The following is a 13,457-nucleotide window of genomic DNA, read 5'->3' on the forward strand; positions in this document are numbered from 1 at the left end:
GCAGGTGATGGTATGTCAGAGAAGGTATTGACTTATATAACAGGAATCATCATTTCTATTACTATACTTGGCTTTTTCTTATGGATTTACAATGTTGAAGCAAATGCAGATGGAAATATTCCGTATGAAGGCAATGAAACTTACTTTTACTTATTCTTGGGTTTATGTATAGCTGGCTTGATCACAGGATCAATTAGTTTAAAAGCCACGAATGAAAAAGGCGATAAGATTAGTAAAAAAACCATCCTTTCTGGATTGGCATTTGCTGTGATGTTTTTTCTGTGGAGACTATCGGTTTCGTTGTAGGAAACTGCATGACCAGGTAAGTTTGAGATTCTGCATGAGCGGTCACTGCACTGTAGATGAGGTGAAAAATGAAAAAGGCAACATGGACTAAAATTACATATATAATATCTACTGACATTAGGAATATCTTTCACAGTATTTGCTTTTAATGTTGCTGATGAAAATTGGAATATTGATTTCTTAGAACATAAAGAAACCATGACCTGGTATCTTGGGCTTTCTTTTATAGGATTGGTTTTGACTGCGGTGGATTTAGCCGGAGTAAGAGACAAAAGCGAAAAAATTAGCAATAGAGTTGTTTTTACTGGGTTATCCATCGGTTGTATTTTCGTAATCTGGAGACTTCTCATGACCCTTTTTTAGACGTGTTGGATGGAATATTGGCCCAGCAGGACTGTGGCACTATTTCTGGAATACAGAAAATTATTCCTATACAATAGTGACATAGAAGAGTAAATGTGGTGATTTATTTGTTGAAGCTTTTGCTGATAGAGGATGATGCTTCGCTGTTCCATGAAATCAGGGAGCGTCTGACTCAGTGGTCGTATGAGGTGTATGGGGTAACGGATTTCGGCGATGTGATGAAGGATTTTACCAGGATTAAGCCAGACCTGGTAATTATTGATATCCAGCTGCCGAGGTTTGATGGCTTTCATTGGTGCCGGATGATTCGGTCCCATTCGAATGTGCCGATTATTTTTCTTTCTTCCCGTGACCACCCAACCGACATGGTCATGTCGATGCAGCTGGGGGCGGATGATTTTGTCCAAAAGCCGTTCCATTTCGATGTGCTGATTGCTAAAATTCAGGCAATCCTGCGCCGTGCCTATAATTATAGTGTGACGCAGAACCAGCTCAAAACATGGTGCGGGGCAACGATTGATTATGATAAGAATACAGTTGAAAATGAGATTGGCCGGATTGAATTGACCAAGAATGAAATCTTCATCTTAAAGCTGCTGATTGATCAGAAGAACAAAATTGTCAGCCGTGATGAGGTAATTAACAGCCTGTGGGATGATAAGCGGTTCATTAGCGACAACACGCTGACGGTTAACGTCAATCGTCTCCGGAAAAAGCTGGATGAACTAGGGCTTGGCCATAAAATTGAAACGAAGGTCGGCCAGGGTTACATGGCTGTTGAAGAGGAACAAATCTGATGTTTACTGCATATCTAAAGGAGCGCCGAAGCTGGATCATGTTATTCTTGCTGCTCCAGTTCCTCGCGCTTTTTATCGCTTATATTGATTCGGCTGTTCCCTTGAAGTCTATCCTTTATTATGTTTTTCTTTCCCTCATTATTTTTGTCATTTTTTTAGTGATACGTTACCAGAAAGAAACGAAATTTTATCAAGAGATGAAAGAAGCGGAAGATCTCCTTGATTTTTCTAACAGAGAAATACTCAGTCCTTTAGAAGAGATTGTATCGGAAAGCATCGGCTATCATTTTGAAGCGTTGAAAAATGCCGTTTCCGAGAATGAACGTAAACTGGATGAGGAAAAGGATGAATTGCTTTCCTGGATTCATGAAGTGAAAACTCCGCTGACCGCTTTGAGATTGATGATTGACCGGCTTGAGGACCAGACGCTCAAAAAGGAAATGACCTATGAGTGGCTGCGGATTCACCTTTTATTGGACCGGCAGCTGCATCAGAAACGAATTCCGTTTATGGAAAATGATTTATATATTGAACAGACCGATTTGGAGAGTGTGATTTTCGAGGAGATCAAAACCCTTCAGTCCTGGTGCATCCAAAAAGGCATCGGTTTTGATATTGACCTGAAATCGGATGAAGTTATGACCGATGCAAAATGGCTTGCCTTTATCCTTCGCCAGCTGATGACCAATGCGGTTAAGTACAGCGATGCATCCGATATCCTTATAAGAAGCTATCTGCGTGACGGGCAGACGATCCTCGAAGTTGCGGATGCTGGCAGAGGCATCGATTCCAGGGATTTGCCCCGCATATTTGATAAAGGTTTTACCTCTACTGCTCATCACCACGATAATGCCGCAACAGGAATGGGACTATACCTGGCGAGCAGGGCTGCAGGCTCGCTGAAAATCAGGATTGATGTTGAATCCTCACCAGGCATAGGAAGTACTTTCAGGCTTACCTTTCCGAAAAGCAATGAATTTGTCCAGATAACAGGCATGTGACAAAAATGTCACATGCCTTTGCTCATTTGTTCGCTGATTCGAAGGAAGGCAATCAGGCTGGATTCTATAATGAAATTATTAAAGAAAGGAAGTGCTGAAATGATTTTATTGGAAGCGGCCAAACTACATAAAACCTATGGGAATAAATTTAATAAACAGGAAGTCTTGAAAGGGCTCGATCTAAGAATTTTCAAAGGGGAATTCGTAAGCATCATGGGTGCTTCTGGATCGGGCAAGACGACGCTGCTGAATGTCCTTTCTTCAATCGACAAAGTCACCAATGGCTCAATTAAGATTGAGGGGAAGGATATTACCGGAATGAAGGAAAAGCAGCTGGCGGAATTCCGCAAGCAGCATTTGGGATTTTTGTTTCAGGATTACAATCTGCTCGATACTCTGACTGTGAAGGAGAATATTCTTTTGCCGCTCTCGGTGAGCAAGACTCCTAAGAAGGAAGCGGATCAAAGATTCGAGAAACTGGCCAGTGAGCTCGGAATCATTGAGCTGCAGGATAAGTATCCAAATGAAATTTCAGGTGGACAAAAGCAGCGTACGTCTGCTGCGCGAGCTTTCATCCACGACCCGAGTATCATTTTTGCCGATGAACCGACGGGCGCACTGGATTCAAAATCAGCCTCAGACCTATTGAATAAACTGAGTGACTTGAACCAAAAACGGCAGGCGACCATCCTCATGGTCACTCATGATCCAGTGGCGGCAAGCTACTGCGGACGGGTTATTTTTATAAAGGATGGGCTCATTTATACAGAATTGAATAAAGGCGACCAGACGAGACAGGAATTTTTCAAGGATATCATGAAAACCCAGAGCGTATTGGGCGGTGTACATCATGAGCGTTAAGCAACTCATTCTTCGCAATTTGAAAAAGAACCTTAAAAACTATTACTTGTATGTTTTTGCGCTCATGTTCAGTGTCGCTCTCTACTTCGCCTTTGTCACCCTCCAATATGATCCGTCCATGGATGAGACGAAGGGTTCCATCAAAGGTGGAGCGGCGATTAAATCGGCCTCTGTCCTGCTCGTTGGTATCGTCGCTATATTCCTGACATACGCCAATAATATTTTTATTAAAAGAAGAAGCAAGGAGATCGGGTTATTTCAGCTGGTTGGAATGACAAAGGGTAAAATCTTCCGTATTCTTAGCATTGAAAACTTTCTGCTGTATTATGGCTCTTTAATTGCGGGTGTCTTCCTGGGCTTCTCTTTTTCCAAGTTAATCATCATGATTCTATTCAAAGTTACACAGGTTAAAGGAATTGCGACGCTCCATTTTTCTGGGAAAGCCCTTGTACAGACACTGATTGTTTTTTCAATCATCTATGTATTGATGCTTATGCTCAATTTTATTTTCATTAAAAGACAAAGTATCCTGGCGCTGTTCAGGGTTATTTCCAATACAGAGGGCAGGGTTAAAAGGGTTTCTTTCTGGGAAATGCTGATTGGTTTTCTGGGAATTGTGCTGATTGGGATCGGATATTATGTGTCATCCAAGCTGTTCGATGGGGACTTCACCACCATGAACGCACTCTTTTTCGCAATGGTGTTTATTTTAGCTTCGGTCATCTTCGGGACATATCTGTTCTATAAAGGGTCTGTCAGCTTTATGGCCAATATCATCCGAAAAAAGAAGGGCGGCTATCTTAATATCAATGAAGTGCTTTCGTTATCCTCGATCATGTTCAGGATGAAGTCGAACGCGCTGCTGTTGACGATTATTACCACCGTATCCGCCCTTGCTATTGGATTGTTGTCGTTAAGCTATATTTCCTATTATTCCGCAGAGCAGAGTGCGAAAAATTACGTTCCAGCCAACTTTGCATTTGTCGACCCTGAATCTGCGGCTGATTTCACAAAACAGTTGGAATCCAATGGGATCGGTTTCATGGAAAATAGGATTGAGGTCCTTCAGGCAGTTATGAACGCTGAGGAAATCATTGGCTTGAAAATGGAGGAGTATACACAGGATCCTGCAGCGATGAGTGTTTCGGTCATTAGCGAGAACACTTATGGACAAAAAGAAGTGGGCGTGGAAGAGGCCTATTTGACTGGTTACAGTGATATCATGATGAAATTTATTTCTATGAAAGATTCAGGGCCGATTGAGATCATCGGAAAAAATAACGCTATTCCTCTGCATTATTTTGGAATGGAAAAGGAATATCCAGTTTCGAGGTACTTCGGGGGTTCACCGGTGGCTGTGGTGGATGAGTCCGTGTTTGAGAAGTTAAAGAATGATTTGGATCCTTCCATTCAAAAAGGCTCCTCCTTGTATATCGGCATTGATATTCAAGATGATAGTGAATTGGAGAGGGCGAATGAACTGTTCAATGAGAAGCAATATGGTGAGACGGGTATGAATGAATCACGCCTGGACAGTGAAAATACTCATAAGAAACAGATGGGCCTCACCATGTTCATTGTCGGTTTCCTCGGGCTGACCTTCCTCGTCACGTCTGGATGCATCCTTTATTTTAAACAAATGGATCAGACTGATGACGAGAAACCGAGCTATACGATTTTAAGGAAGCTAGGTTTCACCCAGGGAGATTTATTAAAAGGAATCCAGGCAAAACAGGCGTTCAACTTCGGCATACCATTGGCCATCGGCCTTCTGCACAGCTACTTCGCCGTAAAATCGGGCTGGTTCTTCTTCGGAACGGAATTATGGTGGCCAATGCTGGTTGTCATGGGGCTTTATACAGTCTTGTATTCCATATTTGCGATTCTATCGGTGATCCATTCAAAGAAAGTCATCCGGGAATCTCTTTAACAGAAGCGCAGGGTATTTGCCCTGTGCCTTCTTGTTTTTTGGTTCATTCAATTACCCTTCATCAAAAAACACCATATGCCTCATTTCGTTTCGGTAGTATTCAAGCCGATCCTCCAAAGTACCGGTATGAAACTCGAACTTGTGACCATCAGGGTTTGTAAAGTAAATCGACTTTTTGTCTCTTTTGTCTCTTGTACGGCCAGGGAGAATGTTTACCCCTAATGCTGTCAGTTTTTCATATGCCTCATCAAACTCTGCTTCGTCTATTGTAAAAGCAATATGCGTATAAGAATGATGAATTTCATTCCGTGGTATATCTGCTTCAGTATTGAGAGCGATCCAAATGCCATTTACGTCAAAGTAGGCGGTGCTCCGGCCTTTTACCAGCAGTCTGGCATTAAAGACTTTTTGATAGAATTCAATGGATGTCTCCAGATTTGCTACTGAGAAGAGCAAATGATTCACACCTTGTACTTGCATAATATCACCTCGCTTTCATTATTTAGTTCAACGCAAATCAATCTATTTCCTTCCGGGAATGAAGAAGTCCAAGTTCAATTCTTATGCGTAATTGAAATTTTGTAATAGTCCGAAACACCTCCTACCAATGTCTGATTGACCTATCAATGGTAAAAAAGTAGATTAATAGAGCAACCAAGTATTGAAGGGGGAACCGAGATGTCATTGAAAACAAAATTGTTAGCGGTTACATTGACCGGGACTTTAGCAGCGGGAGGCTTTGCAGGTATCAACAGCCTCACGCAAAATAACGGCCAGGCAGCGGCTAAGTCAACTGTATCAAAAGAGAATGTATCCCAAAAAGCGCCTAAGAACGTAATCGTTATGGTTGGGGACGGAATGGGAATTGGACAGATGGAAGTTGCTCGTCTGATGGAATACGGCAAAGAAGGCCGCTTACATATGGAGTCCCTGGAAAATGTGGCTTTGATGCATACTTATTCTGCCAATAATACAGTGACTGATTCTGCGGCAGCTGGGACGGCGATTGCAACTGGAACAAAGACAAACAACGAATCGATTGGCGTTGACGAAAACGGAAATGAAGTGAAGAGCATGCTTGATGCCTTCAAGGCACGCGGCAAGAAGGTCGGTGTCATTTCTAATAATACAGTAACCGACGCAACCCCGGCTGCTTTTACAGCGAGTGTCCCGAACCGTTGGAGCGGTCAAGCCGAGGTAGCTAAGCAAATGCTTGAGAATGAATATGATGTGCTTCTTGGCGGCGGCGGTTCCTATTTCGAGCCGAAACGTCATGACGGTGTTGATTTAGTGAAGAAGTTTGAAGAAAAGGGCTACACATATGTTACGGATCGTGATGAGTTGAATAGTGCTGGCACTCCTGACAAATTGCTTGGCCTGTTCCACAGTTCTTATATGAACTATAAAACAGATAAAGATGATGTAAACAGCAATGAGCCGACTTTGAATGAAATGACGGAAAAAGCGATTGATGTGCTTTCCAGTGACAAGGACGGATTCTTCCTGATGGTTGAAGGGGCGCGTATTGACCACGCTTCGCATGCTGCTGATTTCACAGGAATCTGGAAGGAAACGATTGAGTTCGATAACACCGTGAACGATGTGGTCGAGTGGGCTAAAAATCGCAACGATACGCTTGTTGTCGTATTGGCTGACCACGAAACGATGGGTATTTCTGCAACAGAAACACTGGATATCGAAGGATTAAAAGCCATTGACGTATCTCCGGAATTTATGGCTGGAAAGCTCGTTATTGAAAACGGTGCAGCTACGCCAGAAAGCATCAAGAGTGTATTCAAGGAGTACGCTAATATTGAATTGACTGATGTTGAAGTAGAAGAATTCCAGAATAATATCAAAGATACAGAAGGAAAAGTGTATGCAGCTTACAGAACAGGCTGGGAAATTGGTTCTGTCATTGCCAAGCACTATAAGGGAGGCGTAGTCGACAGAGCCGTGCGTGCGGAGAGCTCCACTGGCGGACATACAGGGAATACGGTTCCAGTGTTCGCAACCGGGCTTGGTTCAGAACGCTTTGAAGGTGTGCTGGACAACACGGATGTCATCAAGCTGATTGCAGAAGCGGCACGCCATGAATACGCTCATCCAGCAGGGAAGTAATTTTATAATATAGTATGGAAGACCAAGTCGGAGATGATTTGGTCTTCTGTAGTTTTAGTAAGATTTTACTTTACCCACAGATTCTTGACAGATTGCCTGTCTATGACTTATATTGAACTTACATTAATTGAATAGTTCTCCTAAAGGGGAGTAGCTTTTACAGCAGAGTCGTCATTTCGGAGGTTGCGTATCTCCCGGCTTTGTTGGCAACTTTGACGTTGTTAGCAAGACCTTTACCTTTTTGGTAAAGGTCTTTTTTGTTCTCTTAAGACCTTTACCATGTCTGGTAAAGGTCTTTTTCTATTTTTCAGGCCGGATACAGACGAATAAGGAACTATCAATCATAAAAGACTATTGAAAGGAGCTGAAACAAGATGAAAAAGAAGAAGGTCACTTTTGAGGAATTGCTGAAGGCCAACAGGCGTGAGCTTTTAGAGGACGAAAGACAGCTTGAGAAAATTGAGAAACGCATTGAAGCTAGACGTTTGGAACAAAAAACCGGAAATGCATCTTATTAATTTTAAAAGGGGGAAAAGCGATTGGAACTATCGATTTTATTGGAATACGGATGGGTATTGCTGCTGTTAATTGCTCTGGAAGGATTACTGGCAGCTGACAATGCATTGGTATTGGCAATCATGGTCAAACATCTTCCGGAAGAGGAGCGAAAAAGGGCCCTCTTCTACGGTCTGGCAGGGGCGTTTGTTTTCCGCTTTGCTTCTTTATTCATCATTTCTTTCCTGGTGGATGTCTGGCAGGTACAGGCAATCGGGGCATTATACCTGTTGTTCATTGCCATCAATCATATAGTAAGGAAGCTTTATTTTAAAAAAGCTGAAGATGGAAACAAGGATGATGAGAAAAAGAAATCAGGTTTCTGGGCAACTGTGTTCAAAGTAGAGCTGGCTGATATTGCTTTTGCGGTTGATTCAATCCTCGCAGCTGTGGCTTTGGCGATGACTTTGCCAAACACCAGACTTCCCGAAATTGGCGGAATGGATGGCGGCAAGTTCCTGGTCATTTTTGCCGGCGGGTTAATTGGCTTGATTATTATGCGTTTCGCTGCCAATCTCTTTGTAAAACTTCTCCAATCGAGACCTGGCCTTGAGATCGCCGCGTTTGCGATTGTTGGCTGGGTAGGGGTGAAACTGGCTGTATTAACGCTGGGACACCCTGATATTGGAGTCATATCCTACGAATTCGCCCACTCAGTTGAATGGAAGCTTTTCTTCTATACCGTCCTTATTGGCATAGCAGCAGCTGGCTGGTTCATGACGAAGGAGAAGCCGGAAAAGCAGGTTGTCTAAATATGGGGTATTCTTAAGTTATAGAAAATCAATGATTTTTTGATAGTGGCTGGTATTCCCATGAGGGTTGAAGACTGTTTAGCTGAGATGCTTCGAATGACATGTTGTTTCAATTTTTATGATACAATCATAGAAAAGTAAATTTGGAGGTCGATCCCTTTTGGGAACCGAAATATTTGTGTTATTGATCCTGATTGTCCTGAATGCATTTTTTGCGGCATCAGAGATTGCGTTAATATCGTTAAATGATAATAAAATTAAATTGATGGCAGAAAGCGGAGATAAAAAGGCGAAAATGCTGGATAATCTGACATCAGAACCAAGCCGGTTTTTGGCGACAATCCAGATTGGCATCACGCTGGCAGGTTTCCTCGCGAGTGCGTTCGCAGCCGAAAGCTTTGCCGGAAGGATGGCAGGACTTTTAAGCGAATTGGGCGTACCTCTTTCCCAGAGTATGCTTGAATTGGTTTCTGTCATCACCATTACATTGATGTTGTCTTATTTTACACTCGTGTTGGGAGAATTGGTTCCAAAGCGGCTTGCGCTTCAAAAAGCAGAACCGATTGCGATGTTTGCTGCAGCACCTTTAACGTTCTTATCCAAGGTGTCGTCTCCATTCGTAAAGTTATTGACACTATCCACTAATGGAATTGTCAGGCTGTTCGGAGTCGATCCGAATGCGGAAGAGGAGAATGTGACAGAGGAAGAAATCCGGATGATGGTGGATGTCGGCAGAGAAAAAGGGACCATACAGGATTCGGAAAAAATAATGATCAACAATATTTTCGAATTCGATAATAAGACGGTCTCTGACATCATGACCCACCGGACCAATATCGTCGCACTTTCAGCTGACACCAGCCTGAAAGAGACTGTGCAAATTGTCAACAGAGAAAAGTACACGAGAATGCCTGTATATGAAGGGAGCATTGATCAAATCATTGGTATCCTTCATACGAAGGACTTAATTCCCTTCATTGAATGCGCTGACCAGGAAGAGTTCGACCTGAGAGGCATGCTCCGTGAACCAAGTTTTATCCTGGAATCGATGAAGCTCGATCAGTTGTTCAAGGTTATGCAAAAGAGCAATATCCATATGGCAGTTGCCATTGATGAATACGGGGGAACGGATGGGATTGTGACAATTGAGGACCTGATTGAGGAAATTGTCGGCAATATATTCGATGAGTATGATGAACCGGAACTTGACATTGCTGAGATCGAACAGGTTGATACGAACCAATATTTAATGGATGGTACCCTCAATTTGTATGAGGTGGAAGATGTCTTAAAGGTAGAACTTCCTAAAGAAGGCTATGATACGTTAAGCGGGTTCGTACTTGGTCATCTTGGATATATTCCTGGCCCTGATGAACATCCAGAAATTGAATTTCAGGATATTGTGTTTACTGTCGATGAAATGGATGACAGAAGAATCGCCCGTGTAAACGTTAGAATCAAGGATTCCTCCACAGTAACAGAATAATCCGTTGACCAATTGGCTTGGAAAATGGAGCCTCGGATGCGAAAAAGGAATATGTACACAGCAAGCACAGGGGAGTTCATCCTCTGTGCTTTTGTATGTTAATTTTCTGGACTGGGGCCTGAATTGGTTTGAATTTTTATCCAGGTGTTTCCAAGTCGCGGAAATTTATGGTGAGTTCGCGGAAATAAATTGGATTTCGCGGAATTGGCAGCCCTTTTCGCGGGAATAGTCTCTAACTTCGCGGAATAACCTGGAAAATCACCTCATCAGAAAAGGATTATCATATTTTTTGTTGAATTCTTTCTCGTTAGTTGGTTCTTTTTTAATGAAGGGAGGATTTCCTATGGTATTTGATGCTATCAATAGAACAATCATCACTGAAAGGTTGATACTGAGGTTGTTTCAGGAATCAGATGCGCCGGCTGTCACCAGGTTGTGCAATAACTACAATCTTTATAAAAGTACATTGAATCTGCCATATCCGTACTCGCTTAAGGATGCTTTGGGATGGATTTCGCGTCATGAGGAGAATTTTGAAGGTGATCGATTTTATGAGTTTGCTGTAACCGACAGGGAAAGTGGTGAGTTATACGGAGCAGTTGCCCTATCCAATAACCAGAGATTCAGCAATGGGGAGATCGCCTATTGGGTCGGAGAGGATTACTGGGGAAAAGGTTATGCGACCGAGGCAGCACAGGCTGTGGTTAAGTTTGCCTTTGAGGTAAAGGGCTATCATAAGGTTTATGCACGTTATTTTCAATCAAATCCAGCTTCCGGAAAAGTCATGGAAAAACTGGGCATGAAGGAAGAGGGTATTTTAATTGATCAGATCAAGAAAGAGGACCAATTTGAAGACCTTGTCTGTTATGGAATCGTCAATTCAGCTGGATGATTTGTTTTGAAGGGAATGAGGCGGAGATGAAGGGGAATTTAAAAGCATTTAAGTATGCAGGTGTATTTTTGACCTTGCTCGGAGTGATTTTGACATTTTTCAGCGTATCGTTTGGTACATCAATGGCTGACTCCTGGCTGGCTAGTCGCGGAGGGGCGGATACAGGGTATTATCTTATTGTGGTCACTGGGTACATCAATGCCTTTGTAGTCGCTGGAGGAGTCACACTGGGCTTCGGGCTCCTCATGACTAGCCTGGCAACGTACAAAATTATGAAACATCATGAGGACTAAAGCATGGGGTCTTACCTGTGCTTGTTTTTTTGGCCTTACCCTTTAGTGTGATAAAATGGGCTGCAAAGAGTTTTAAGGAGGAAGTAAAATGAAAAAGCTGCCTATTAATGAAAATGGATTAAATGCTTCACAGCTTGTTTTTGGATGCATGGGGCTTGGCGGAGGCTGGGACAGAAGCCCGATTGAACCGCAACATGTCAAGCAGGCGCACGAGGCGGTGGAAGTTGCGCTCGCGTCAGGAATCAATATGTTTGACCATGCCGATATTTATACATTGGGAAAGGCGGAGACTGTTTTCGGACAGGTTTTAAAAGAAAAACCAGGACTTCGCGAGGAAATCATCATCCAATCGAAATGCGGCATACGATTCGGTGATCAGGAATCGGGCCTGCCTGGAAGGTACGATTTTTCAAAATCCTACATACTTGATAGTGTGGATGGAATCCTTTCAAGACTTGGTATTGACTACCTGGACATCCTGTTGCTGCATCGTCCAGATCCTTTGATGGAACCGGCCGAGGTGGGTGAAGCCTTTCATCAGCTAAAAGCTTCAGGCAAAGTACGTTCATTCGGCGTTTCCAATATGAGCGCGGGCCAAATCAGAATGCTGCAAAGGCACACCGATGAAAAAATCATCGTCAATCAGCTGGAAATGAGCCTAAATAAAATTGGCTGGATTGATACAGGTGTCCATGTCAATCAGGAGGCTGCACGCCAGAACACTTTCCCAGAAGGGACGCTGGAATTTCTGCAAATGGAAGGAATCCAGATTCAATCATGGGGTTCACTTGCGAAAGGACTATACACTGGAAAAAATATCGAAAATGAAAGCGAGAGTGTCAAGCAGACTGCGGCCATGGTTCAAAAGCTGGCCGAAGAGAAGCAAACCACCCCAGAAGCAATCGTGCTCGCCTGGCTGATGAGGCACCCTGCATCCATCCAGCCTGTCATCGGCACGGTGAATCCAGCACGGATCAAAGCATGTGGAGACGCAGTCAACATCACTCTAAGCCGTGACGAATGGTACTCATTGTATGTGAGTTCACGCGGAGTGAAATTGCCTTAGTAAAATGAAAAACAGGGATGGTTACGAGGTCTGGAAAACCTTTACCGTCCCTGTTTTTTTGTTGCGATGGAGAGAGTAAAGGCGGACTATAGGCGCCCTTATGAGATAAAAAAACGATGCATAAGGGTCTCTATAAGCGAGAACGGGACCCTTATGAGACAGGAAGCTCATACATAAGGGTCTCTATGAGCGAGAACGGCACCCTTATGAGACAGGAAGCCGCTTATAAGGGTCTCTATAAGGGAGAAAGGCACCTTATGTGATAAGAAATCCAAGCATAAGGGCCCCTTTAAGGGAGAACGGCACCCTTATGAGACAAGAAGCCGCTTATAAGGGTCTCTATAAGGGAGAACGGCACCCTTATGAGACAAGAAGCTCGAGCATAAGGGTCTCTATAAGCGAGAAAGGCACCCTTATGAGACAAGAAGCTCGAGCATAAGGGTCTCTATAAGCGAGAAAGGCACCCTTATGTGATAAGAAATCCAGGCATAAGGGTCTCTATAGACAAGAACGAGACCCTTATGAGATAAGAAACCCACGCATAAGGATCTCTATAGACAAGAACGGCACCCTTATGTGGTAAGAAATCCAAGCATAAGGGCCCCTTTAAGCGAGAACGGGACCCTTATGAGACACGAAGCTCAAGCATAAGGGTCTCTATAAGGGAGAACGGCACCCTTATGAGACAAGAAACTCAAGCATAAGGGTCTCTATAAGGGAGAACGGCACCCTTATGAGATAAGAAACCCACGCATAAGGATCTCTATAGACAAGAACGGCACCCTTATGTGGTAAGAAATCCAAGCATAAGGGCCCCTTTAATCGAGAACGGCACCCTTATGTGAAAAGAAACCACGCATAAGGGTCTCTATAAGCGAGAAAGGCACCCTTATGAGATAAAAAACCCACGCAATAGGGTCTCTTTAAAAGGGTTAAAAAGAGAGTAACCGTAATTTCCGGCATTCTATATAACTTATACTTATCGATATTGATTAAAAACATTAAATTTCCTTATTTCGAAAACAGAAATATAA

At 43.1% G+C, this 13,457-nt stretch carries 13 protein-coding genes; 12 read left to right on the plus strand and 1 reads right to left on the minus strand.

Annotated elements, in window-relative coordinates:
- Window positions 1-12: 12 nt before the first annotated feature.
- The 5 genes from B5X77_RS03035 (at window position 13) to B5X77_RS03055 (ending at window position 5,258) form a co-directional block, all read left to right on the plus strand.
- The gene (locus tag B5X77_RS03035) at window positions 13-306 is read left to right on the plus strand and encodes a hypothetical protein (RefSeq protein ID WP_079504971.1); all 294 of its coding nucleotides are present in this window, start codon (window positions 13-15) and stop codon (window positions 304-306) included.
- 470 nt (window positions 307-776) lie between these two features.
- Window positions 777-1,466 carry a response regulator transcription factor gene (locus tag B5X77_RS03040; RefSeq protein ID WP_079505854.1) on the plus strand — a complete coding sequence of 230 codons (690 nt, stop codon included), beginning with the start codon at window positions 777-779 and terminating at the stop codon, window positions 1,464-1,466.
- Window positions 1,466-2,467, plus strand: coding sequence for a sensor histidine kinase (locus tag B5X77_RS03045; RefSeq protein WP_079504973.1), 1,002 nt, complete (start codon window positions 1,466-1,468; stop codon window positions 2,465-2,467). Before B5X77_RS03040 ends, B5X77_RS03045 begins: the two co-directional genes overlap by 1 nt.
- Before the next feature lie 99 nt (window positions 2,468-2,566).
- Window positions 2,567-3,328 carry an ABC transporter ATP-binding protein gene (locus B5X77_RS03050; protein ID WP_079505856.1) on the plus strand — a complete coding sequence of 254 codons (762 nt, stop codon included), beginning with the start codon at window positions 2,567-2,569 and terminating at the stop codon, window positions 3,326-3,328.
- The gene (locus B5X77_RS03055) at window positions 3,318-5,258 is read left to right on the plus strand and encodes an ABC transporter permease (RefSeq protein ID WP_079504975.1); all 1,941 of its coding nucleotides are present in this window, start codon (window positions 3,318-3,320) and stop codon (window positions 5,256-5,258) included. Before B5X77_RS03050 ends, B5X77_RS03055 begins: the two co-directional genes overlap by 11 nt.
- Window positions 5,259-5,309: 51 nt before the next feature.
- Here B5X77_RS03055 and fosB read toward each other — a convergent pair whose 3' ends face one another.
- Window positions 5,310-5,738 (minus strand): metallothiol transferase FosB, encoded by a 429-nt coding sequence (gene fosB / locus B5X77_RS03060; RefSeq protein WP_079504977.1) that lies wholly within the window; start codon window positions 5,736-5,738, stop codon window positions 5,310-5,312.
- 198 nt (window positions 5,739-5,936) lie between these two features.
- Here fosB and B5X77_RS03065 point away from each other — a divergent pair, with 198 nt between their 5' ends.
- The 7 genes from B5X77_RS03065 to B5X77_RS03095 all read left to right on the plus strand — a co-directional run bounded on the left by B5X77_RS03065 (window position 5,937) and on the right by B5X77_RS03095 (window position 12,423).
- Entirely contained in the window at window positions 5,937-7,379 is a 1,443-nt protein-coding gene (locus tag B5X77_RS03065; RefSeq protein ID WP_079504979.1) for an alkaline phosphatase, read from the plus strand.
- A gap of 374 nt (window positions 7,380-7,753) precedes the next feature.
- Complete coding sequence (locus B5X77_RS03070) at window positions 7,754-7,897, plus strand: FbpB family small basic protein (RefSeq protein WP_079504981.1); 144 nt, start codon at window positions 7,754-7,756, stop codon at window positions 7,895-7,897.
- A 21-nt stretch (window positions 7,898-7,918) separates the two neighbouring features.
- Window positions 7,919-8,686: a TerC family protein gene (locus B5X77_RS03075; RefSeq protein ID WP_079504983.1), complete on the plus strand. Its 768-nt coding sequence runs from the start codon at window positions 7,919-7,921 to the stop codon at window positions 8,684-8,686.
- 160 nt (window positions 8,687-8,846) lie between these two features.
- Window positions 8,847-10,172 (plus strand): hemolysin family protein, encoded by a 1,326-nt coding sequence (locus B5X77_RS03080; RefSeq protein WP_079504985.1) that lies wholly within the window; start codon window positions 8,847-8,849, stop codon window positions 10,170-10,172.
- A 343-nt stretch (window positions 10,173-10,515) separates the two neighbouring features.
- On the plus strand, window positions 10,516-11,064 hold the full coding sequence (locus B5X77_RS03085; RefSeq protein WP_079504987.1) for a GNAT family N-acetyltransferase: 549 nt from the start codon (window positions 10,516-10,518) through the stop codon (window positions 11,062-11,064).
- Window positions 11,065-11,090: 26 nt separating this feature from the next.
- Window positions 11,091-11,357, plus strand: coding sequence for a hypothetical protein (locus B5X77_RS03090; RefSeq protein ID WP_079504989.1), 267 nt, complete (start codon window positions 11,091-11,093; stop codon window positions 11,355-11,357).
- Window positions 11,358-11,445: 88 nt separating this feature from the next.
- Window positions 11,446-12,423, plus strand: a complete 978-nt coding sequence (locus B5X77_RS03095; protein WP_079504991.1) for an aldo/keto reductase — start codon at window positions 11,446-11,448, stop codon at window positions 12,421-12,423.
- Window positions 12,424-13,457: the final 1,034 nt, after the last annotated feature.

It is taken from the genome of Mesobacillus jeotgali (assembly GCF_900166585.1).
In the GTDB taxonomy this organism is placed as follows: domain Bacteria; phylum Bacillota; class Bacilli; order Bacillales; family Cytobacillaceae; genus Mesobacillus; species Mesobacillus jeotgali_A.